This is a genomic window from Ureibacillus sp. GCM10028918 (genome assembly GCF_042666115.1).
Taxonomy (GTDB): domain Bacteria; phylum Bacillota; class Bacilli; order Bacillales_A; family Planococcaceae; genus Ureibacillus.
This window is the reverse complement of the sequence record NZ_JBHTFK010000035.1, coordinates 15,679-39,676: the sequence shown is the minus strand read 5'-3', so window position 1 is coordinate 39,676 and position 23,998 is coordinate 15,679. Positions and strand designations below refer to the sequence as shown.

The 23,998-nt window shown below is 37.2% G+C and carries 17 protein-coding genes; all 17 read left to right on the top strand.

Annotated elements, in window-relative coordinates; translation table 11 throughout:
* Positions 1-64 precede the first annotated feature (64 nt).
* The 17 genes from ACFQU5_RS16915 (at position 65) to ACFQU5_RS16835 (ending at position 23,904) form a co-directional block, all read left to right on the top strand.
* Positions 65-2,287: an FtsX-like permease family protein gene (locus tag ACFQU5_RS16915; RefSeq protein WP_390290446.1), complete on the top strand. Its 2,223-nt coding sequence runs from the start codon at positions 65-67 to the stop codon at positions 2,285-2,287.
* A 76-nt stretch (positions 2,288-2,363) separates the two neighbouring features.
* The gene (locus ACFQU5_RS16910; protein WP_390290443.1) at positions 2,364-3,131 is read left to right on the top strand and encodes an ABC transporter ATP-binding protein; all 768 of its coding nucleotides are present in this window, start codon (positions 2,364-2,366) and stop codon (positions 3,129-3,131) included.
* Between the two features lie 765 nt (positions 3,132-3,896).
* A complete protein-coding gene (locus tag ACFQU5_RS16905; RefSeq protein ID WP_390290440.1) occupies positions 3,897-5,297 on the top strand; it encodes a UDP-N-acetylmuramoyl-tripeptide--D-alanyl-D-alanine ligase in 1,401 nt (466 codons plus the stop codon).
* A gap of 13 nt (positions 5,298-5,310) precedes the next feature.
* The gene (locus ACFQU5_RS16900) at positions 5,311-6,726 is read left to right on the top strand and encodes a Mur ligase family protein (protein WP_390290437.1); all 1,416 of its coding nucleotides are present in this window, start codon (positions 5,311-5,313) and stop codon (positions 6,724-6,726) included.
* A 14-nt stretch (positions 6,727-6,740) separates the two neighbouring features.
* Positions 6,741-8,348: a phosphoenolpyruvate mutase gene (gene aepX, locus ACFQU5_RS16895; protein WP_390290434.1), complete on the top strand. Its 1,608-nt coding sequence runs from the start codon at positions 6,741-6,743 to the stop codon at positions 8,346-8,348.
* Positions 8,335-9,465, top strand: a complete 1,131-nt coding sequence (gene aepY, locus ACFQU5_RS16890; RefSeq protein ID WP_390290430.1) for a phosphonopyruvate decarboxylase — start codon at positions 8,335-8,337, stop codon at positions 9,463-9,465. The genes aepX and aepY overlap by 14 nt, the downstream gene beginning before the upstream one ends.
* Positions 9,458-11,314 (top strand): 2-aminoethylphosphonate aminotransferase, encoded by a 1,857-nt coding sequence (locus ACFQU5_RS16885; RefSeq protein ID WP_390290427.1) that lies wholly within the window; start codon positions 9,458-9,460, stop codon positions 11,312-11,314. The genes aepY and ACFQU5_RS16885 overlap by 8 nt, the downstream gene beginning before the upstream one ends.
* A gap of 1 nt (position 11,315) precedes the next feature.
* Positions 11,316-11,723 (top strand): NUDIX hydrolase, encoded by a 408-nt coding sequence (locus ACFQU5_RS16880; protein ID WP_390290424.1) that lies wholly within the window; start codon positions 11,316-11,318, stop codon positions 11,721-11,723.
* Between the two features lie 17 nt (positions 11,724-11,740).
* On the top strand, positions 11,741-12,454 hold the full coding sequence (locus ACFQU5_RS16875; protein ID WP_390290421.1) for an NlpC/P60 family protein: 714 nt from the start codon (positions 11,741-11,743) through the stop codon (positions 12,452-12,454).
* A gap of 134 nt (positions 12,455-12,588) precedes the next feature.
* Complete coding sequence (locus ACFQU5_RS16870; protein WP_390290419.1) at positions 12,589-13,665, top strand: YheC/YheD family protein; 1,077 nt, start codon at positions 12,589-12,591, stop codon at positions 13,663-13,665.
* Positions 13,646-15,019 (top strand): YheC/YheD family endospore coat-associated protein, encoded by a 1,374-nt coding sequence (locus ACFQU5_RS16865; protein WP_390290416.1) that lies wholly within the window; start codon positions 13,646-13,648, stop codon positions 15,017-15,019. The genes ACFQU5_RS16870 and ACFQU5_RS16865 overlap by 20 nt, the downstream gene beginning before the upstream one ends.
* Positions 15,003-16,349 (top strand): YheC/YheD family endospore coat-associated protein, encoded by a 1,347-nt coding sequence (locus ACFQU5_RS16860; RefSeq protein ID WP_390290413.1) that lies wholly within the window; start codon positions 15,003-15,005, stop codon positions 16,347-16,349. The genes ACFQU5_RS16865 and ACFQU5_RS16860 overlap by 17 nt, the downstream gene beginning before the upstream one ends.
* Positions 16,346-17,671, top strand: coding sequence for a YheC/YheD family protein (locus ACFQU5_RS16855; protein ID WP_390290410.1), 1,326 nt, complete (start codon positions 16,346-16,348; stop codon positions 17,669-17,671). Before ACFQU5_RS16860 ends, ACFQU5_RS16855 begins: the two co-directional genes overlap by 4 nt.
* A gap of 252 nt (positions 17,672-17,923) precedes the next feature.
* The gene (locus ACFQU5_RS16850; protein WP_390290407.1) at positions 17,924-18,097 is read left to right on the top strand and encodes a hypothetical protein; all 174 of its coding nucleotides are present in this window, start codon (positions 17,924-17,926) and stop codon (positions 18,095-18,097) included.
* A gap of 39 nt (positions 18,098-18,136) precedes the next feature.
* A complete protein-coding gene (locus tag ACFQU5_RS16845) occupies positions 18,137-18,889 on the top strand; it encodes a YqcI/YcgG family protein (protein ID WP_390290404.1) in 753 nt (250 codons plus the stop codon).
* Positions 18,890-19,608: 719 nt separating this feature from the next.
* Positions 19,609-21,660 (top strand): methyl-accepting chemotaxis protein, encoded by a 2,052-nt coding sequence (locus ACFQU5_RS16840; RefSeq protein ID WP_390290402.1) that lies wholly within the window; start codon positions 19,609-19,611, stop codon positions 21,658-21,660.
* Positions 21,661-21,723: 63 nt separating this feature from the next.
* Positions 21,724-23,904, top strand: coding sequence for an amidase family protein (locus tag ACFQU5_RS16835; RefSeq protein ID WP_390290399.1), 2,181 nt, complete (start codon positions 21,724-21,726; stop codon positions 23,902-23,904).
* Positions 23,905-23,998: the final 94 nt, after the last annotated feature.

Sequence of the window (23,998 nt, the reverse complement as noted above, 5' to 3'; positions counted from 1 at the left end):
TCATAACGATGGCAGTTATTTTGGCAACTAGTGCAATTAATAATATTACCACTTTGATTCAGTGATGTCGAAACTTGAGGAACGTGCGGCACCATCCGATATTTCGCAGATGCATAGCGGAGAATATGACCAGGCAGAGATTGACCAGTTCACAGCCCAATACCGTAATCATATAGCGATGCAGGAGACGATGATTCTTCAAAATGTTGATGGAAGCAATATTCATTTTGGCCAAAATCAAACATTTGCTGGCACGATACAGGATATTTCATTTGTTGTTCAGAATAGGAAATTTGATTTTATATTGGATCTCGATAATGAAAAGCTGGATGTAAAGGCAGGATTCGTTGCTGTTCCCATCTATTTCATGGAACAATATGACTTGAAAAATGGTGAGAGAATCACGGTAAAAAGCGGCGGGTATGAAAAAGAGTTTGTCATTTCGGATTATGCAAGAGATTTTGAAATGAACTCTCCACTTACTTCTTCGAAACGGTTTGTTATTAATCAGAATGACTTTGATGAAATGTTTGAGATGCGTGCTGGGGAAATTGAGTTTCTGATTGAATTCAAAATGAATGAAAACGGGGATTCCAATGCTGTTCAGAATGCATATCTCGAAGCAGGTCTTCCTGCGAACGGTCCTACAATCGGAGGAAAGATGTTTCTGTTGTTTAATGCTATGTCAGATGTTGCAGTTGCAATGATTATCATACTTATCAGTATTCTACTGATTATAATAGCTTTGCTCTGTATTAGACTTACATTTTTGGCAACGATTGATGAAGATTTAAAAGAAATCGGGATTATGAAAGCAATGGGAATATCCAAAGAAGATATTAAGAAGGTATATCTAAGCAAATACAGAGCCATGTCAATAGTTGCAGGTATTATCGGTTATCTGCTTTCCTTTGCAACGGTAAATCTGTTAAACGGTAATATAAGGCTATACATTTCTTCGGATTTCTCAGGCAACTTAAAATACTTGCTATCGCTTATAGCTCCAATACTTGTATATTACATGATTGTCATGTACTGCAAGCGAGTATTGAAAAGAATCGATAAGATTTCTGTGGTGGAAGCATTACGGAGAGACTATATGGCGCGCGGAAAGAACAGAAAACATGATTTCCCACTGCTAAAGAATAAATTCTTCAGCACTAATATTTATATGGGGCTGCGGGATGTTGGGAAACGTTTCATATTATATAGGCTGCTGTTTGTTATTTTTATTGTATGTACTTTTATTGTCATACTCCCTGTAAATGTTTATAACACCATAAATTCACCAGAATTTTCTACGTATATGGGAATAGGAAAACAGGACATGAGAATCGATCTTCGAAGAACCGATCGTATTACAGAAGATTTTATAAAACTGTACAAAGAGTTAGAAAATGATAATGATATTAAAAAGTTCGCAACCTACATCACAAGTTCCTACCCGGTTAAGAACTCAGAAGGTTCCTGGAACCATATTAATATTGAAATCGGGGATTTTTCCGTATTTCCATTAAAATATTTAGAAGGCAGAGCACCAGAGGGGGAAGGAGAAATCTCGCTTTCTTTTGCTAATGCAACAAAAGACGGACTAAACAAGAAAGTAGGAGATGAAGTAACCGTCCAGGCTGACGGGAAAGAACAGACTTTGACAGTTACGGGTATTTATCAGGATATTACAAACGGAGGAAAAACAGCAAAGGCGCATTCGAGTCTCGGTGTAAATGTAGAGGCCGTACTTTGGTATATTGTGAGTATTGATTTGGCCAATGGTGTTGATCAAAGCGTGAAAATGGATTACTACCAGAATGCTTATAGCACGGCACAGGTAAATGATATCAAGGAATATACACAGCAGACGCTTGGAAATATTATAGAGCAGATGAGGACTGTAGTGATAGGAGGAATTGCCATCGCGATTATCATAGCAATATTAATCACGGCATTATTCCTTAGAATGATACTAAATAAGGATTTATCCCAGATTGCCATCATGCGAAGTTTGGGATTAACCTCAAAGCAAATTAGTCATCAATATATGGCAGGTACGATGATGGTTCTGGTAGTGGGAATCATGCTTGGCGTGGTAATCTCAAATTATTTAGGGGAGATCTCTATGAGCATGGCACTGAATTCTATGGGAGCTGCAAAAATTGAATTAGTTCACGTCGTTTGGCAGACTTGGCTGCTATGTCCGTTAGCGCTGATCGTAGTCGTTGGAATTACTATTTATGTGTGTTGCAAGGTAAGGGTAGAAGATGATATATCTAACGTTTTAAGGAGTTAGAACTGCCAAATAATGGCACGGCAGATGGCATGATACCCTCAAGGCGCTTTTGATTAAACACATTGGAGGAATATATTTGAGCAATATATTAGAAGCAAGAAATATGAACAAAAAAGTAGAATTAGGGAAAGGTCAGGAAATTCATATCTTAAAAGATATTAACTTGGATATTAAAGAAGGGGAATTCGTTTCGGTTATGGGACCATCTGGAAGTGGGAAAACTACACTCCTATACAATATAAGTGGTATGGATAGAATTACTTCTGGTAGTGTGGAATTTAATGGTCGTGAAATAGATAATCTAAAAGAAGAAGAATTGGCCAAGATTCGACTGAATTATATGGGGTTTATCTTTCAGGATATTAATTTATTAAAAAATCTATCATTGATTGACAATGTTATGTTCCCTGCTCTTATTAAAAAAAATGCGGATAGAAATACGGTAAATCTCAAAGCCAAAAAACTTTTACAAATGACAGGTATTGAAAAGCTAGCAGATTATACTGTTACTCAAGGCTCTGGTGGGCAGCTGCAAAGAGTTGCCATTTGCAGAGCATTGATAAATAATCCAGATATCATATTTGGAGACGAACCGACTGGAGCATTAGATTCCAAATCGACAGCAGAGATTATGTCAATTCTTGCAGAGATTAATAAAAACGGGACAACGGTAATGCTTGTTACGCATGATGTAAAGGTGGCGGCAAAAACAGAAAGAATACTGTTTATGGTAGATGGAAAGATTGTTGCACAAAAGAACATGCGTAAATACGATGCACGCCAAGACGATAGTAAGCAAAGAGAAGAAGATCTTCTGAAATGGTTAGTGGATAATGGGTTCTAATTTTTTATGAATAATTTAAGAAGTAAGTTCAAAGGGAAAAGTTAAGCATGTTTTTAAAGACGAAGAAAAGAGTAGGACCCTAATAAAGATATTACATTTCGATTTATTAATAATCTTGGTATTTTCACCTTACGGAAGGCATGATGTAAATCATATCTTACTCATTTCGAGAAAGTTATGGTAAAAAAACTTTCTAAAGTATAGGCTACTTCCTAAAATTTCTATAGGAGATAGTCTTTTATATTATATTGTAATTTGCATTTCAAGAATTTTGGGATGACAAATTTCAAAAGTACAACAGCATCCTTACACTTGTAGGTGCTGATGAATTATACGAGAACTAATCATTTTCACAAAGCCAGATTCACCTATTATAGTAAGATCTGTCCCTGCCATGCCAGTTCCTCAGCTTTTCTCCATTTTGATAATTTTATATTTTCCATTTAGTGTCCTTATTAATTGTCCTATGTTGAATTCACCCATTGATTAACAACAGCCTTCTAGACAGAATGACTTATCACCTCAATCTGATGGCTACTGGAGCTTGTCCGAAATCTAAGTTCAAAAGTTAAATTTTATTATAAAGCAAAAATAGAACTAGTCCTTTCATTAATTGTGACATATATTGGATTTTTAAGGTATATACATAATAATAATCTGCTTCTTTGAATAATGGAGAATGCCCATTTAAAATGAATCTTTTTCGAACACTTTAGATACGAAGTGAACACGACTCGAAATTGGCTGAGAAGAAGGGAGCGAAAAATGAAAGCTCTTTATCTAAACGAGATTATTTCCCAAATTGGTGGAATATGGATACAAGGAGAGGGCAATCCGCTAATAAAAGATGTTGTTACAAAACCTTCAAGGATTAGCCATCATACACTAATGCTTGATTTATATACAAAATCAAGAATAGATTCAAAACTCTTTAAAAAATATTCGCCAGTTGCAGTTGTAACAGAAAAACCAAATGATTTTTCCAAGCTCGGAGATGAAGTTATTGTCATAAAAGTGGACGACATAGAAGAAACCTACTGGAAATTCATTGATTACTATCGCGGTCTTTTTGATATCCCGATTATTGGAGTAACAGGGACTTGCGGTAAGACGACTACGAAGGAAATGATCAAACATATACTTGAAAGCCGCTATCCAGTTCTGGCTACTTATAAAAGCTTTAACGGAGGCCATCGAAATCACCGCTATCTACTTGGAATAGATGAAAATACAGGTGCATCTGTCATCGAAATGGGGGTTGACTCCCCGGGAGATATCCTCTTTTATTTGAAATATTTTCGCCCGCAAATTAGGGTGTTATTAAATATAGACGTGTATCATTTGGTAGGTTGTAAAACCCCGGAAGGATACTTAAATGCCAAAGCGGAAATGCTGCATGGTTTGGATCCGGTAAACGGCTGTCTTATCTTAAATGCGGATGATGAGAATATAAAAAAAATAGATAATAGCAAACTTGCAAATATTACTCAATCGTTTGGATTCAGTGAAGGCTGTCATTTTCGTGCGACGGATGTAACTTACGATCAGAGGGGAATCCATTTTACACTTCACCATCAAAAGCAAACCTATCCTGTATTTATCCCTGCATTCGGTGAACATAATGTCTATAATGCTCTTGCCGCAATTGCTGCAACATGGAATGCAGGAGTGCATATAATGGAAGCGGTAGATCGGCTATCTACATTTCAACAAGTAAAAGAACATTTGGAACTTAAAATTGGATTTGGAGAATCTACAATTATTGATGATACCTGGAATGTAGCTCCTCTTTCGATGGCTTCAGCTCTTAAATCAATGAAAGAAATGGCAGGTACGAAAAGGAAAATTGCTCTTTTGGGATATATGCCTCAGTTAGGAGACGGACTCTTCGCACAACAGCAGTACGCCAAGATGGGTGAGAAGGCAGTGGAAGCTCAAGTAGATATACTTGTTGTTGTAGGAGATGAAGCACAGGAAATTGGAAGAAAAGCATTGGAAATGGGAATGGACCAAAGTAAGGTGTACTTTTCTAACAATCCAAAAGAAATTTATCAAATACTTCATCCTTACTTAAATCAGGATTCCATTATACTCCTAAAAATTCCTCATCGGGTGATGGTCCTGGACACATTTAAAGAACTAAAGGAAAAAATAATCGTTACGTGAATGGAGGGACTGCATGAAAAGTTTATTTCTCCAAGATATTGTTGAACAAATAGGAGGAAATATTGTTCAGGGATCAGGAAACCCGCTCATTCAAAATGTAGTCTATCGGCCAAAAAAGATAGTAGACCAAACTGTACTGTTTTATCGATATCCGGATATGAAAGTTGAAAATAAAGTCATACAAAAATATGCATCTGTTGCAATTGTTACAGATAGGCTTGATTTGATAAAAAATTTACCCGAGGAAGTTATCTTAATCCAGGTGCCAAATATCGAAGAAGCTTACTGGAAGTTTGTACACTTTTACCGCCATCTTTTTGAGATCCCGGTGGTTGGCATTACAGGTACTTGTGGAAAGACGACAACAAAACAAATGGTAAAACATATTTTGAGAAAATACTACAAAGTTCACTCCACCTTTCTAAGCAATAATCAGCGATCACTTAATTTACAATATTTGCTTGGCATCAATGATGAAACAGAAGCAGCAGTCTTTGAAATGCCAGTAGCTTCTCCAGGCTATTTAACAAATACCATTCGCTATTTTCAACCCCAAATACGAATCCTTCTAAACATAGATGTCTACCACCTAACGGATAGTAAAACTCCGGAAGCCTATATGAAAGCCAAAGCTGAAATAATAAATGACCTAGATCCAAATACGGGAGTCATTATTTTAAACGCTGATGACGAAAACATTAAAAAGGTTCTTGATGTAAGTTCATTTAAGAATGTTGTCTTTATTGGGTTGTCTGAAGACTGCGACTATAAAGCGAAAGATATTAGATATTCCAATGGAGGAATGAAGTTTACTCTCGAACATCAGGGTCAATCCTATCCAGTCTTTGTTCCGGGTTATGGAAAGCCAAATGTTTATAATGGGCTTGCTGCGATTGCTGCGGCTGTTGCTGCAGGAATGAATGTAAAAGAATGCTGTGAGCGGCTTGCATCATTTGAACAAATGAAGGAACATCTCCAATTCCTTGAAGGGCAGGGGGGGTGCACCATTATTGATGATACATGGAATGCAGCTCCATTGTCCATGGCTTCTGCCTTGGAGGTTCTTCAGGAAACCTCAAACGCTAAAATGAAAATAGCTCTTCTAGGCTATATGCCTCAATTGGGAGATGGTAAATATGCAGAAGAGCAGTATGCCAGAATGGGCGAGAAGGTAGTCGAAACACAGGTAGACCTCCTATTTGTTGTAGGGCAGGAAGCCATTGAAATCGGAAGGAAGGCTCTTGGACTGTTAATGGATCCAAGCAAAGTTTTTTTTTGCGACAGTGGAACAGAAATCTACTCATTCATTAAACCTTATTTAAACAAAAAGACAACAATCTTATTGAAAATCCCACATCGAGTAATGGTTCAGGAATCTTTTAAAGAGTTGAAACGAAACCTCATCCCTAATAAAAATAAAATTGAATAATGAAAGGGAGAGCAATGAAAAAGACAACAAAACTGAAGGAATTAATAACTTCTGACTCATTGGAATTTATTATGGAAGCCCACAATGGTCTAACAGCAAAAATTGTGGAGGAAGCGGGTTTCAAAGGAATATGGGGGAGCGGATTGTCCATCTCGGCCTCTTTAGGAGTAAGGGATAATAACGAAGCCTCCTGGACCCAGGTGCTGGACACACTGGAATTTATGAGTGATGCCACCAGCATTCCTATTTTACTTGATGGCGATACAGGGTATGGAAACTTTAATAATGCAAGAAGATTAGTGAAGAAATTGGAATCAAGACAAATTGCTGGAGTGTGTATCGAAGACAAATTATTCCCCAAAACAAACTCTTTTATCAGCGGGGATACACAGCCTCTTGCAGACATAGAAGAATTTTGCGGGAAAATTAAAGCGATGAAAGACAGCCAGACGGATGATGATTTCGTGGTTGTTTCCAGAGTAGAAGCCTTTATTGCTGGTTGGGGACTGGAAGAGGCACTTAGGAGGGCAGAGGCCTATCGCCTTGCTGGTGCAGATGCAATCCTCATGCATAGCAATAGAAAGGATAGTAAGGAAATAGAGGCTTTTATGAAGGAATGGAGCAATAGACTTCCAGTTGTACTCGTACCCACAAAATACTATACTGTTCCAACTGATAAATTCAGGGAATTAGGTGCTAGTGTCATCATTTGGGCTAATCATAATTTAAGGGCAGCGATTAAAGCCGTCCAAGAAACTACCAAGCAAATCTACCAGGAAGTAAGTCTCCTCAACGTAGAGAAAGAGGTTGCTCCATTAGACGAGGTGTTCCGCCTACAAGGAGCGGATGAACTGAAGGTCGCGGAAAAACGATATCTGCCTGCCACAGGAAATAACGTTAACGTAGTAATATTGGCAGCAAGCCAAGGGGAAATGGAGGGGCTTACAGAAGAAATCCCTAAGACTTTGTTGGAAGTTGGAGGGAAAACCCTGCTCTTGACACAGATACATGAATTTAACAAAGTTGGTATAAAAAATATAAGCGTGGTCAGGGGTTTTGCGAAAGAAAAAGTAACCTCCACCAGTTTTTCGGTCATTGACAATGATTTGTTTGCAGAGACAAAAGAACTTTATTCATTATACCTTGCAAAGGAACAATTGAAGGAAAATACTATTATTAGTTATGGAGATATCATCTTTAAAAATTATATTTTGAATGACCTCCTTAATGATATGAGCGATATTACGCTCATCGTAGATGCTGATGTGGAAAACGCCGCAGCTAATGATAAAGATTACGTAACCACAAATATCCCGTACTCTAAAAAACTTTATTCCAGTACAGTTCAATTTGTCAAAATGTCTGGAGACTTAAAAGGAAAAGAAGTACACGGGGAGTTTATAGGTCTCTGGAGAGTAAATAAAAACGGTGCTGAAGTGGTGAAAAATGCATTGATGGAACTATCAGATAGAAAAGATTTTAAACAGCTGACAATGGCAGATCTTTTCAATCATATTAGTAAAAATCACCCGATTGGGGTGAAATATATAAAAGGTTCTTGGCTTGATATCGATACAATCATAGATTTAAAGCAAGCAGGTGATATGTTTGATCAGCACTAAAGCATTTGGAAATGAGTTGAAAAAGCTTGGCTTTGATTTTTTTAGTGGTGTTCCATGTTCCTTTTTAAAAAATTTAATCAACTACGCAATCAATGAATGTGATTACGTTGCAGCTACGAACGAAGGTGAAGCAGTAGCCATTGCTGCTGGTGCTTATCTTGGTGGCAAGAAACCGGTCGTTCTCATGCAAAACTCTGGATTGACCAACGCTGTCTCGCCATTAGTGTCTCTGAATTACCCATTTCGACTTCCGGTGCTTGGGTTTGTCAGCTTGCGGGGGGAGCCCGGGATTCCCGATGAGCCCCAGCATGAACTAATGGGCTGTATCACTACAGAAATGCTTGAACTTATGAAAATAAACTGGGTGTACCTTGCTGACGACTTGGACCTAGCCAAACAGCAATTGATCCATGCTAATTCATGTATTGAAAAAAATCAGTCTTTCTTCTTTGTTGTGAAAAAAAATACCTTTGAGAAAGAAATATTAATGGATCAACCACAACTAGTAAATGGTAATACTCAAAAGGTTGGTCAAACCAAAGAAAATCAACTTCCCACACGATTTGAAGCTCTAGACCTCATTAATTCTTTAAAGGATAAAAAAACCGTTCAATTGGCTACGACCGGTAAAACAGGGCGAGAGTTATACGAAGTTGAAGATGCAGCAAATAATCTGTACATGGTTGGTTCAATGGGATGTGTTAGTTCCATCGGTCTTGGTCTTTCCTTGACGAAGAAAGAGCATGAAATTATTGTGATCGAAGGAGACGGGGCATTATTAATGCGGATGGGCAGCCTTGCAACAAATGGTGCCTATGCTCCGAATAATATGCTACATATCCTTTTAGATAATAATGCTCACGATTCGACAGGAGGACAGCTGACTGTGTCCAACAATGTTCATTTTGTAGACATTGCAGCTGCCTGCGGCTACACCAAATCTATCCATATTCATAACCTTATAGAATTAGAATTCTATATAAAAGAATGGAAACGGGAGAAACAATTAACTTTTTTATATATGAATACCTCAAAGCAATCCAAGGAAAATCTAGGGCGCCCCAAGATGAAGCCGAATGAAGTTAAGGAGCGATTGATGGTGTATCTGAATGATTAAAAAGGCTGTTATTTTAGCCGGTGGAATGGGCACGCGCTTGGGAGAGAGAACAAAAAACCATCCGAAAGGCTTCATCAAAATTGATAATATATCCATCGTTGAACAATCCATCTTAAAATTAATAGAGGCAGGGATAGAAACAATTATCATCGGAACAGGCTATCTCTCCGATCAATACGATCAATTGACAATGAAATACCCTCAGATTCAATGTGTTCGGAATAATGATTATAAACATACGGGCAGTATGTATACTCTGTACAATCTAAAAGACCATGTTTCAGAAGACTTTCTTTTACTTGAAAGCGACTTAATATATGAAAAAAAAGCGTTAAGAATTTTAATCAAGCATACGGAACCCGATGTAATTTTGGCAAGTGAGTTTACTCATTCCAATGATGAAGTTTTTATTGAAACGGATGAAAATAATTTACTAGTGAATATGTCAAAAAACAGTCGGGACTTAAGGGATTTCAATTCAGAATTAACTGGAATGACAAAAATCTCGATAGAAACGTTCAAGGTGATGTGTAATTTTGCAGAGTCCGTCTTCCCGGAAAATAAGCAGCTTGATTATGAAACTGCATTAGTCGGTATTTCAACCCAAAGGAATATCTATGTTCACAAGTTACAGGATTTTGTCTGGTGTGAAATTGACAATGAAGACCATTTACTGCGCGCAGAGAAGTATATTTATCCAATGATCACACTCAAAGATAAAGATTTACCTCCGGTAAAGAGAAATGTTTTAATGAATCCGGGACCTGCTACCACAACAGATACTGTTAAATACGCACAGATAGTGCCGGATATCTGTCCTAGAGAAGAAGAATTTGGAGCAGTAATGGAGATGATTGCTGGAGAGCTTACACGATTAGTTGCTAACCCCAAAAACTATTCATGCGTTTTGTTTGGGGGATCAGGCACTGCCGCGGTTGAAGCTACATTGAGTTCGGTCATCGGAAATGAGGCCGTTCTTATAATCAATAATGGCGCCTACGGTAAAAGGATGTGCCAGATTGCTGAAGTATACAAGTTAAACTATATTGAATATAAAAGCAGCAGTTACGAGGCGATTGATCTTTTATCATTGGAAGAAACGATTCAACGTTCTTCAATGGAAATTTCTCATCTATGTGTTGTCCATAACGAGACAACAACAGGTTTGCTCAATGATCTAAATGCAATAGGCAGTCTTTGTAAAAAATATCAAATTCAATTAATTGTAGATGCAATGAGCTCATATGCAGCTATTCCAATTAATATGGATGTGACGAATATTAGTTATCTAGTAGCCTCTTCTAATAAAAATCTGCAAGGAATGGCTGGCGTTAGTTTTGTGATTGCCAGGACTGAGGACCTAGTTAAGACACAACACATTCCTGCAAGGAATTTCTATCTTCATCTTTATTCACAGTACAAATATTTTCTAGAAACAAAACAGATGCGTTTCACTCCCCCTGTTCAAACACTTTATGCACTTAGGCAGGCAATTATCGAAATAAATATAGAAGGTATTGAGCAGAGGTACGAAAGATTTTCAAAAGCTTGGGAAGTCCTCATTAATGGGATTACACAATTAGGCTTAACTTATTTAGTTCAAAAAGAACATCAATCCAAGATTATTACCGCTATTGTAGAGCCATCTATTAAAACCTATAACTTTGAGGAAATGCATGATTATTTTTATAGGAAAGGATATACGATTTATCCGGGTAAACCGGGTGTACAGGATACTTTTAGGGTAGCAAATATAGGGGATATAACCTATAAGGATATGGAATTATTTATTATAATGCTTGAAAACTATTTAAGAAGTATTGGATATTTTCCTGAAAGGAACGAATAGAATGGGTTTTCCAAAGCATAGATTAGCAGCATCCGTAGCTGTTATTAATGATCAGAACGAAATCCTTTTGGTCAAAAACTGGAAAAGAGGATGGGAATACCCAGGTGGTTACGTAGAGAACGGGGAATCGATCGAGTCGGCTGCCATTAGGGAAGTGAAAGAGGAAGCAGGGATAGATATTTCCATAACTAAGTTATGTGGATTGATTCAAGATGTTAAAAACAGCAGATGCACCGTTTTGTTTTTGGGGACTCCGATAGGCGGTAAATTGGCTGGGAGTGATGATGCCCTGGATGCAGGGTATTTTTCAATCGATGAAGCCCTCAAGAAAGTTACTTGGAAAACATATAAAGAAAGAATCCTTAAGTGTTTAAATACAGAAGAGCACCCTTTTATCATTGAATCTTAATATTAGGGGGCTAAAAGATGAGTGTCTCTTATGTCTCATTAACAACAGAAGAAGCCATCGCTAACTACAAAGCGAATTATGATATGTATTTCAAGAAGGAATTAGTAAAAGTGGATCAGTATCGAAAAAACGTTAAACATCTGAAGGGAAGTCTGGCTGACCAAATTGTAGAAAGAGCGATATGGTATATGAATCATGGCTATACGGTTTACGGCCATGGCTACAATACGTATCACTCCGACGCTGTAGTAGATTGTTCTGGGTTTACTAAATTAGTCTATGGCGACTTTGGTTTTGAATTAACAGGTGTCTCGAGAAACTATGAATCTATTGGAACTAAAATTGATGGTGTATATAGTAAACACGTGGATTCTGAAGATTCCAAAGATTCCCATTGGTACCTAGAAGGGGTGGAAAACCTTCGAATCGGTGACATATTAACCTGGTGGAAAAAGGAAAAGGGAATTCGTTTTATTGTCCATGTTGCTATATATATGGGGGAAATCAATGGTAATCCATCGGTAATAGGTACAACTTCGGGAACTCCTACAGCGCTCGGCATTATCAGCAGCTTTAGGCGATGGTATGGATCACATTTCTACAACGCACAACGTATTTTACCGGAAGGATCATGGACACCCGGAACCGTTATTGCCGGTCATGAAGATAGGGGTCCTGTTATCCCGGAAAGATATGTACTTCCCCCTCAAAATCCAATTGTCATGCCTTAACTATAGAGAACTAAAAACTAGCTTACTATTCCTGAATATTGCTATTTTAGAAGCTATATCTGTTTAAGTTTTATAGGTTCATAAATAATATAGATAGTGATTTAGTGCAGGTGGAAATGAAAGAGGTGAAGTTAGTGCAGAATTATACCGCTGATTTCGGTTTTATATACAATGATAAAAGGCAGCAGAAACTTATTTCACATTTAATAACCCAATTAATGCCATTATCAATGGAACACAAAAGGAAGATTGTACTATTTCCTATAGAGAATTTGGATTTGGATGGGGCGATTATCAGTGGAACAATAATAGAAGGAAACAATGTTCATAAAGGACAATGTGATATCCCTCCTTTTATTTATAATCTTGCCCTCCATTCAATCGCGGATAAAATGGATAAAATGAGAAGTTTAAGAAAAATGGAAAATACATTAATTATTAATCCGATTAATCGATTCATACAAGGAATTATCTTCGAAATGCTATCCTCTTTAACAGACTTACAACCATATCTTTTACCAGCGGTATCTTTAAACACTACTACCTTAATGGATTATCTCGATAAATATGATTCTTTTTTTATACTCCCGGAAAAATCATTCCACAAGCCAAAAGCAGTCACAATCAAAAAAAATCATGACGAATATATAATTTATATCGGAGCAAATGGGCAAAGGTGCAAAAAGGAAGACATCCTATCCTATATAAAAAAGATGACTCATAAAAAGAATCATCTCCTTATAAAGGGAATCGATCGGCTGAATAATGGAGAAGTCCCTTTGGAGATGAAGATTTTTCTGCAAAAAAATTGGGAGGCAAAATGGTCCATCACGGCAACTATAGCCAATCAAGGTATTTTCTCCAGATATGAATCTCCTTTTGAGAAAACAAGATATCCCTCTAACAATCTTTGTATCGAGGAGATTGAAGATTATACAAATTGCTTGGATGCTGTATCAAAGCAGATTGGGAGATTTTTAGATTATTATATTCCCTTCGTAGGTAGTCTTACTTTTGACTTTATTTTTGATGATACCCGTTCTCCCTACCTCATTTATGTAAGCGGATTTGAGCAGGATCAAAACATCATTGGGCAAATGGATTCGGAATCTCAAATAAATCTCCTCCAAAATGCTTTTTACTATCTATTATTTCTCATGAATAACTCTGGCATGGAAAAGGGTGCACACCATGAATTGGATAAAAGTTGAGCGAAGTGAGGATGCTTGGGAATCATCCCAAAATATTCTTTTTACTTCGCACGAATTGGCAAATAAGTTAAAATCTCAGACCATACTGAAATTTGGCCAAAAAGAGCTACCTATATTGGTGAAAGAACTGCCCTCCATACAAGAAAGCGATAGAGCTAATTTTTATCAACCTGCCATTATCCAGTTATCCGAAGAGATGATAGACGAACTACTAATCCAAACATCCGCCACCTACCAATTGGAATATTCCGAAACGACGATTAAGATAGGACCAGTTATAGGTTTATTGCTCGGTGATCAGCATTATTATTATCATCATCGCAGATTGAAAGAATTAACTGACGCTATGGGGATATATGAAAAAGTAGGAGGGCTGTTCATCGCTTTCCGTTATTGCTCCATTGATTGGGAAGAAAAGTGTATTTTCGGTCACTATTATAACGATGTTACGAAAAGATGGGAGTATGGGAAATTACCTATTCCAACTGTTGTCTATCGGAGAGGCTTTAATAAAAGGAATAATTTTGTCAATGAATACAAGGATGAGTTTCAATGGCAGGTTTTTAATGATGTTAGGTTTGATAAGTGGGAAATGTATTGTCAATTAAAGGATAATGAAAAGCTTAATCCTTTTTTACCTAAAACAGAATTATTAACGGTTGATAGTTGTCTTGCAATCCTTGAAAGACATCCAAAAGTAATCTTGAAACCTAAGAGCCTTTCTAGAGGAAGGGGAATAACGATTATTACTCTAAAATCTCCCGGAACATTTGAAATCGATGATTATCGATATTATAACGATTTTACTATTGCTGAATCACAATTTGAGGAATACCTTCAGGAAGGTAAATACCTAAATAACGAATATATTATTCAGCCATTTTTGAATTTGGCAAATATTGATGGAAGTCCATGGGATATTCGAGTTGTCATGCAAAAGAATGGAGAGAATCAGTGGATTTGCAATGGGATAGAATGTCGACTTGCACCAACCGGAAAGATGATAACAAACATTTCCAATGGTGGAAGGGCACTTCACTTAAAAGAGGCATTGGAACTAGCATTTGGTAAGGAAGTCGATAGTGACCGCATTAGTAAGGATATTCATGCTATTTCGATGGAATTTTGCAAAATGATGGATCTGACAGGATATCATTTCGCTGAATTTGGATTGGACCTTGCCCTTGATACTCATCAGCATTACTGGTTTATTGAAGCAAATGTTCGCCCAACCTTTAAAGGGTTTAAAGTATTGGATGAACAAATCTATAAACAGATATGCTATGAACCTATTCTATATTCCACATCCATCGCAGGTTTTAGCTGGGGGGGAAATGATGATACGAATAAATAAAATTATACCCGACCTACATGCAAACAACTGCTTGACCATACATCCGGATGTGGCAAAATATCATACCCTTTCTGCCAACAAGAAATGGTTCCTTCGTTTTGGCACCCAAGCATTAGAAATGAAGCTAAAAACATCATCTGTATTGGATGAAGACGAAATAAAGCTATCTGCTTCCATTATTGATGGTTTAAGCATCCCTATAAACTGCCGATTTGAAATTCGTCGGGAAAATAATGAAATTTTGTTGGGACCTTTTATTGGCATCCTGGTTGGGGCAAATAAAAGCTACTTAGATGAGAGTGTACAATATTTATCCAATTATTTATATGATTACGAACATATCGGAGGAGCGATTATTGCCTTTTCGCTGGAAGGTATTGATCCTCTTCGCTATACAATTGACGGATACCTATATAGCCCGGAAACAGAAAAATGGGAACCAGGCATTTTTCCTTATCCAGCTTCCGTTTTTAAAATCATCTATCTTAATAAAGAATGGAGGAATCATTTTCAAACGGTTTTCGGTCATCGCTATTTTAATAGTTATGTATTTAACAAGTGGGAGATGTATAAATGGTTAAGCCAAAATCCACAGTTAAACTCCTATTTGCCGAAGACCGTTATTTACAATAAACCGCAGGACATAGAAAACCTCTTGAATGAACACCATGAGATTTTTATTAAACCCGTTCACGGCAGTATGGGTGAAAGAATATATAGAGTTAAAAAATCTCAGGGAGCCAGCTTGGAATTAGAATTTCAACAAGCTGGAGAGCCTCAAAAAAGTAATTTTTCAAACGTTCATGAACTTGGTATTTTTTTAAAAAAACAATTCAAGGGTAAAACGTTTATATTGCAGCAATCGCTGGACTTAATAACCTATCAGGAGAAAAAAATAGATTTCCGGATTGTCATGGTTAAAAACCAGTCGGGTGATTGGGAAGATCTGTGTATGGTAGCCAAGTATGGAAAAGAAGGTAGTATCGTAACGAATATATTAGCAGGCGGTACTGCAGAGGTCGGAGAAATAACATTGCAAAAAATATTTGGACACTCTGAGGAGGAAGCTTTTCGTTTCCGTAAAGAAATTTCCCGAATATCCCATGAGGCATCCCAATGCATAGAAGAATGTGGTGTTCACTGTGGGAATCTAGGTATTGATATTGCAATAGATGCCTCTAGAAAGGTATGGATTATTGAAATAAATAATGTTAACCCAAGTCCATTGTTCGCGCTTGATATTAATGACAGGCAACTTTTTTATCAAATAAAACGCTTAAATATGCTTTATGCAAAAAGACTGGCTGGATTTCCGGAGATGTTGACATGATGAACTATTATATCAAAGAAATTTCTGAAGAAAGAAAGAATCTGCTATTCCTCCCTCCATCAATTTGGGAAAATATGAATCCGAAACCTCAGTGGCTGACTTTGCAGGCAGGAGAATGGATGACGAGAGTGGAGGTTGAGTTGAACGAAGATTTGCCTGAGAATACGGTAGGGGTTTCTACTATCGCTGAATTTCCATATAAATTGCCTGAACAAGTGCCGTTTGAGATGCAAATTCAAGAAGGCAAACTTCGAATCGGTCCAATCATTGCTATATTAGCTTTTAGTGAAAGCCGCGAGATGACTGCCGAGGCATTAGAAAAATATACTCGTTATTTAGCCGGTTATTCTAGCATTAATGGCCTTATTTATGTATGTTCAGCAACTGGTATAAATCATTCTTTAAAGACAATCGAGGGATATTGCATCCACCTGGAGGAAAAAACAAGTAAACCTGTTTGGATGATCGGCAAGTTTCCATTTCCCGACGTACTATACTGTCATATGGAATGGAATGAAGATGAATATAATCAAACGTTATCAGTTCTGCGGGGGAAAATACTGAATGGTAATTTGAGTGGTAAATGGCAATTGTGGAATCTATTCCAGTCCTCTATGCACCTCCGTGGGAATTGGCCATACACAGAGTTACTAAATAACGATCAGAAACTCGAAGATATGCTCAAGAAATTTGAATCGGTCTATTTAAAGCCTTTAGCATCCGGAAACGGAAAGCAAATTTTTAAGGTGGATAAAAAAGAAGGTGTATATCGCATTATTGATCGCATAGGCGAAGAGGAATGTTTATATTCCGCTGTGGAAGTAAATGATTTTCTGAAAGGCGTACTACGAGATACGTATCTCGTACAACAGGCCGTTCCATCGATTAAATATGTGGAACGATGTTTTAATTTTAAAGTCCATATGCAAAAAACTAGTAGGAGCCATTGGAAATGTGCGTATATTACTGCTCATTTCGGAGAAACGGGAGGCATTTCCGCTAACTTTAATCGGACTGGAATTGTCTTAAACAGCAGGGATGCATTGAGAATGGTATTTCAAATGGACGAAAGGCAAGTATTTAAAAAGGAACAAGAAATAATTGAACTTTGCAGCGCAGCTTGTAAAACGCTTGAGCATTCAGAAGGCAACTATGCAGAATTATCCATAGATCTTATCCTTGATGAAGATTTATCAGTCTGGTTAATGGATATCAATCATCACCCAGACCATCAATCACTGTTCTATTCTGATAGGCAATTATATTTAAACGTTCTGGCAACACCCCTGGAATATGCAAAATTAGAAGCTTGGTTGGTATGAACTTAGGTTTTGCAACTTTATAAAAAATTGGTTGTGTTAATATCTATCGTTTAATCATGCCGATAAAAAGAAGCTTCCCATTAGTTTTGAAAACTTTTGGGGAGCTTCTTTTTTTACGTGGAAATGAAGGTTTTTGGTAATTTAATTTCATTTGAATGACCAAGTCTTTCCTTGGGTGCAGTACAACGAAATTTTAAGAGACGGACCGTTTGTGAAATCCGTCATTCTTAAACTTCATACTTGCAGGGAAGGATGAGACCAGCAGCTACAACCTTTGCCCTTTTCTTTAAGAATCTGGACGTTTATAACCGTAGAAGATATTCTATTCAATTCAATATTCCCTCCAATATCATCGAATTCAAAGGAATTACTCACCACTTACAAGAGGGCAGCCCATTTGGCCATGGACATCTCTCATTTGGTTAGGCATTTGAATATACTGATGAGACACTGGAGGTGAACAACGTGAGAGGTTTATATTTGGATGCCCCCTCACATCGAGGTTTGCTAAGCGACTGGGAACGAACGGTACTAGAGAAGTTTTCTGCAAAGATGAGTGATAAAAACCAGCCCTTTCCTTGTATTCCTGCAACAATTGGTTTTTGGAAGAACCAATTGCGTTATGGTTTTATTGGAGACCCGAGGAAGAATGACACGTTATATGAGCTAGCAGAACTACTGAGCCAGTTCACCAGTGAATCTAGATATATCGGTTCCTACACCTCGCTAATTATTTTCTATCAAACACCCGAGGATCTCAGGGATACCTATACAGTGGAGGATTATGAGCAGTTATTTTGGAAGCAACTTAGCGGCTTGACGGCAATCGACTCCACCGAATGGCCATCAGATATCCCGATGGATCCCCACAATCCAATGTGGGAGTTTTGTTTTAATAGGGAAAAATACTTTATGTATTGTGCAACTCCTGCCAATGTCAACCGCCAAAGCCGGCATTTTGATGTAATGATGCTGGCCATTACCCCTCGATGGGTGCTGCAGGAATTTAATAAAAAGGAGAATTTTGCGCGAAACATTAAAGCTAGAGTCCGTGAAAGATTGGCCAACTACGATGGGGCACCTATCCATCCAGACTTGAACAGTTACGGTGCAGAAGATAACTTTGAGTGGAGACAATATTTTTTGCGAGATGATGATACTTCATTATCAAAATGTCCATATCATCGGGTGCTGAGATTTCTTAAGCATGAAAAATAAACAGCGCAGTAATTTCCCTCGTGCTTTAGACCTATAATAGGCTGAGCTCATTAAGAATTCCAGCAGTCGTTGCAAATTCCTTTTGCAGCATAGCTAACTCATGTTCAAAAATTGATGATATTGCATGGTGATAAACATTATTATTGTCTGTAATATCAAATGCCGCAATGACTTGTGAAAGTGTATGCTAATTTAGTCGATAACCTTGAGGCTTCTCAAAAGTTTGAGTAATCTTTTGAGAATTCTCTTTTTTTATTTCTTTCATCGCGTGAAGGTGGATATTATTGGTGATTTATCATTCAAAAGGTCCGATCTGTTCATAAATTCTTTATATTAATAATAAGTATTGGGTTTTTTGCCAAAAATTGTTGAAAAATGTAGTAATACATGAGAATATAAAAGTTGTGATTTTATACTCACCCCATCAATAAGGGGTTAGGGCGAGAAACCTATAATATGTAGTGTTGTTGTTATAACCCGATAGTCCTATACTCTAAACAATAATCAGCTACTTATTAAATCGGTTGATTAATACTTATATAAATCCTTTGGTTGGTCGATCTTCAATAGACTAGTTTTCTGGTTAATTTAGAACTACGTAGAAGGTTATAAGAATTGAAATGGATGGGAAAATTTTTTATAGAGTTTTAAAAATTAAAGCTATGCAGTAACAGGCAACTTATCCTTATTGCACTAAAACAATAGAAAGGTTTGACAATATGAATAAAAGAAGATTTTCGTTTAAAGCAAAAGTTTTAATTTATTCGTTATTAATCTCATTAGTACCGATTATCTTTATAGGATTTTTAGTAAATAAAACAGTCAGCGAAAAAACCGAGAAAGATTATATCAATTTTAGTGAAAGAGAAATTAAGCAAGTGGACAATGGGATTTCCATGTATTTTGATTCGGTTAGGGAAAATGTTAATTTATTAGCTACCAATCCTATTGTTAAAGATGCAGATTCAAGTATTACCTCCTATATGGACGTAGAGGGAGAGGAAGCAATTGACATGACCCCTTCAGCAAATGGGGGGAAAGAGAAAGCAATATATGAGGTATTTTCTCAATTTAGTGAGAGTCATCCTAATGCCGCTTATGTTTATATGGGTACATCGGATGGAGGTTATGTCCAATATCCCGAAGGTCCAGTGCCAGCTGGCTTCGATTCAAGAGATCGTCCTTGGTATACTACCGCTGCTGAAGATCCAGGAAAAGTAAAATTAACAAGCGCCTATGCTGCAACAGGGATAGAAGGAATTATCGTAAGTAATGTTGTTACGATTGAAAATGACGGGAAACAAGTAGGTGTGTTAGGCCTAGATGTAAGTCTAGATGGGCTAACAAATATGATTAAGGAAATTAGTATAGGAAAAAATGGTTATGTAATATTAGCGCAGGGAGATGGGACAATCCTTGCACATCCAAAGAATCCAGAATTAAACTTCCAACCAATTTCTGATCTGAAAGTTCCAGAACTAGAGAATTTAAGTAAAGATAGCTCATTTGAAGCAAAAATTGATGGCAAAGATTATGTGTTAAACACAGTATCTTCAAAAAATGAAGGATGGAAATATATCAGCGTAATCGAAAAAAGTGAACTTTTAGCGACGGCAAACTCCATCCGTACAAATATATTCATTATCGGTGGCATTATTGCGGTAATAGCCGTTATAGTTTCTATTTTGGTGAGCTTAGGTATAACTCGAAGAATCAAAAGTATTAGTGACGTATCATTAGCTATGTCAAATGGAGACTTGACTCAATTAGTTGAGATTAAGTCGAATGATGAAATTGGAGATATGGCCAAGAATTACAATATTATGTCTAATAGTTTAAAAGAAACCATTAAAAAGATTTCATTTGAATCTCAGGCATTATCTGCTACTTCTGAGGAGCTGGCGGCATCTTCTATAGAGAATCAAAAAGCCTCAAATCAGATATCTGATTCAATCCAAAGTGTTGCCACTGGAACAGACGAACAGAATGTCGCTATGGATAATGCTGTAGATATAATCAACGAAGTGTTTAAGCACGTTGATGATGTAACGGTGAGCATGAACAATGTAAGTCATTCTATCCATTATTCAGCAGAAACTGCTAAACAAGGTAGTGATGTTGTTGAGCAGACTGTAAAACAAATGGGTGAAATAGACAAAAACGTAAGCTCTTCTGCTGAAAAAATTGGCGTATTAAATGAGAAATCAAATGAGGTTAGCCAGATCAGTTTGATGATACAGTCAATCTCAGAGCAAACAAACTTATTAGCCTTGAACGCTGCAATTGAAGCGGCAAGAGCTGGTGAACATGGAAAAGGATTTGCGGTAGTAGCAGATGAAGTACGAAAACTTGCAGAGCAGTCGAGCCATTCGGCATTGCAAATAAATGAAATAATTATTGATATAAAAGATGGCATAAAGGATTCAATGAGCCTTGTAAATCAAGGGGCGAACTCTGCTAAAGAAGGAATAAAACTTGTAAATGAAAGTGGAAAGGCCTTTGGGGAAATTAAGGATTCGGTTCTTACTGTCACAGGAAAAATCTCGGAAGTCAGTATAGCAATGGAAAACATGAAAAATCATATAGGACAAGTTGTAGCCAATATAGAGGAAGTTTCGAAAACGAGTATAGAGGTAAACGAACATTCGCAAAATGTTGCTGCATCTTCCGAACAAATGAGTGCTTCAATGGAGGAAGTTTCATTAGCAGCTCAAGAGTTAGCTAGAATGTCAGTAGAATTAGAAGAAGTTATACAGCAATTTAAACTATAAAAATATAATATTTTTTTGATGATAATAATAGTTTAATAGAGAAAGAAATAGGGAGGAAACACTATGTTTAAGACGTTGTATCAGTATAAAACCCTGATTGCATTTATTTTAGTAATGACGATGCTTCCATTGGTAAGTGTTTCAGCAGAAGAAATGGAATTTGATGCATTTGAAAAGAGTATTAGTGAAATTTCTGATGCTTTAAATAACAACCAAATTACTTCTGAACAATTGGTCGAGTACTATTTAGAGCGTATAGAAGCTTATGACAAGCAAGGTCCAGCGATTAACTCAATCATTACAATTAATGATCAAGCGATCGAGCTTGCTAAACAACTAGATGAAGAAAGACAAGGGAATGGACCGAGAGGCATTCTTCATGGTATTCCAATTGTTGTAAAAGACAATATTGACGTAAAAGGAATGCCTACTTCTGCGGGTTCTGTTGCATTAAAGAATGCTTTTCCGAAAGACGATGCATTTGTCATTCAGAAGCTTAGGGAAGAAGGAGCAATTATCCTAGCGAAAACAAATATGTCAGAGTTAGCAGCATCTTATGGAAGATTAGGATACAGCTCTTTGGGTGGTTTAACTTTAAACCCTTACAATCTGAATCGTGATGCTTCTGGATCAAGTAGCGGATCTGCAGCAGCAGTCACAGCCAATTTTGCTGTATTTGGAATAGGTACGGATACATCTGCATCAGTCAGAGGACCAGCGAATGTTACTGGGCTAGTTGGCATAAGACCCACTCTAGGTTTAATAAGTCGCAGTGGGGTAGTTCCATCCTCTTTAAATTTCGATACGACTGGTCCGATAGCAAGATCCGTGGAGGATGCAGCTATTGTATTGAGTGTTATGGCCGGGGTCGATGAAAAAGACGATAAAACGTTGCCTGCAAAGGAACATATTATCGAAGATTATAGTAAATCCTTAGACAAGACTGCATTACAAAACGCAAGAATCGGCGTAGCTGTTGACCTCTTTGGAGATAATGCAGAAGTGGATGCGATTGCGCAAGAAGCTATAGCAAAAATGAAGGAAATAGGTACAGAGGCTGTTCCGGTGTCTTTCTCAGAACTAACACAATATTTATGGACACCAATTGTTGGACCGATTAATGATGCGGACTTTAAAGTTCAATTGGAAGATTACCTTGCAAAGCTCCCTGAAGGGCAACCAAAAACACTTGAAGAAATCATCAATATTAGTGAATCTCCTGAAGTTTTAAATTCGGCAACGCCAGTAAATCCTGGACGTGTAGAAGGGTATAAAACCTCTATGGAACAAGCAGAATTTAAAGACAGCGCGGAATATAATCAAATCATAACAAACGAAATGCCTAAAGTACGTGATGAAATTCAATCAATCATGGAAAGGGAAAATTTGGATGCGATTGTTTTCCCAACAATGTCTTGTCCAGCGTCACCGAGATTTGATAAGGAAGATCCAACATATGTATGTGAAGCCTATGATACTTATGCTGCAAGTTATGTAGCTTCGGCAACAGGATTCCCTGAAATTACGGTGCCTGCTGGAGCTACGAAGGAAGAGGTACCTGTTGGAATCTCTTTCTTAGGGTTGGCATACAGTGAACAAGCTCTATTAGATTTAGCCTATTCATTTGAACAAGCAACGAACGCTAGAACGTTACCAAAAGCAACGCCTAATTTCGAAGTAGATTTAGATAGTGAATCTACATTTAAAGATGTCATTTCCTTTGAAGATGAGATTGAGTATTTAACAGAAAAAGGGATTATTAAAGGTTATGCAGATGGTACATTTAAACCAAATAACCTAATTACTCGTATCCAGGCTCTACAGCTGATTTTAAGAGAAAAGGGAATTTCGGATTTTTCTAATGTCGTTAATCCAGGATTTATAGATGTGCTGCCTGGTGATTATGGATATGAAGAAATTGCTAAGGCTGTTGAACTAGGTATCATCAATGGAAAAGTAAACGCACAAGGTCAAAAGTATTTTGAACCAAACGGAAAGTTAACGCGATCTGAAGCTGCTAAGATCCTGGTTTTAGCTAATGACATAGAAGGAACTTATCCAGTTGATTTTAAGGATATATCAAAAGATTATTGGGCTTATGACTATATTTCCACACTGGTAGCAAACAATATTACTACCGGGTTTACAGATGGAACATTTAAGCCATTTATTAATCTATCACGTCAACATTTTGCTGCATTCATGGCGCGATATTTAGATGACCAATTTAAGCCATCGAAGTAAAAGTTGAAGATTTAAATTTACGGGTGGTATGACGTAAGTTCGGTTATCCCTAAAAAGCATAAATACCAAAGCAAAACCACTTTTCAAGACTATT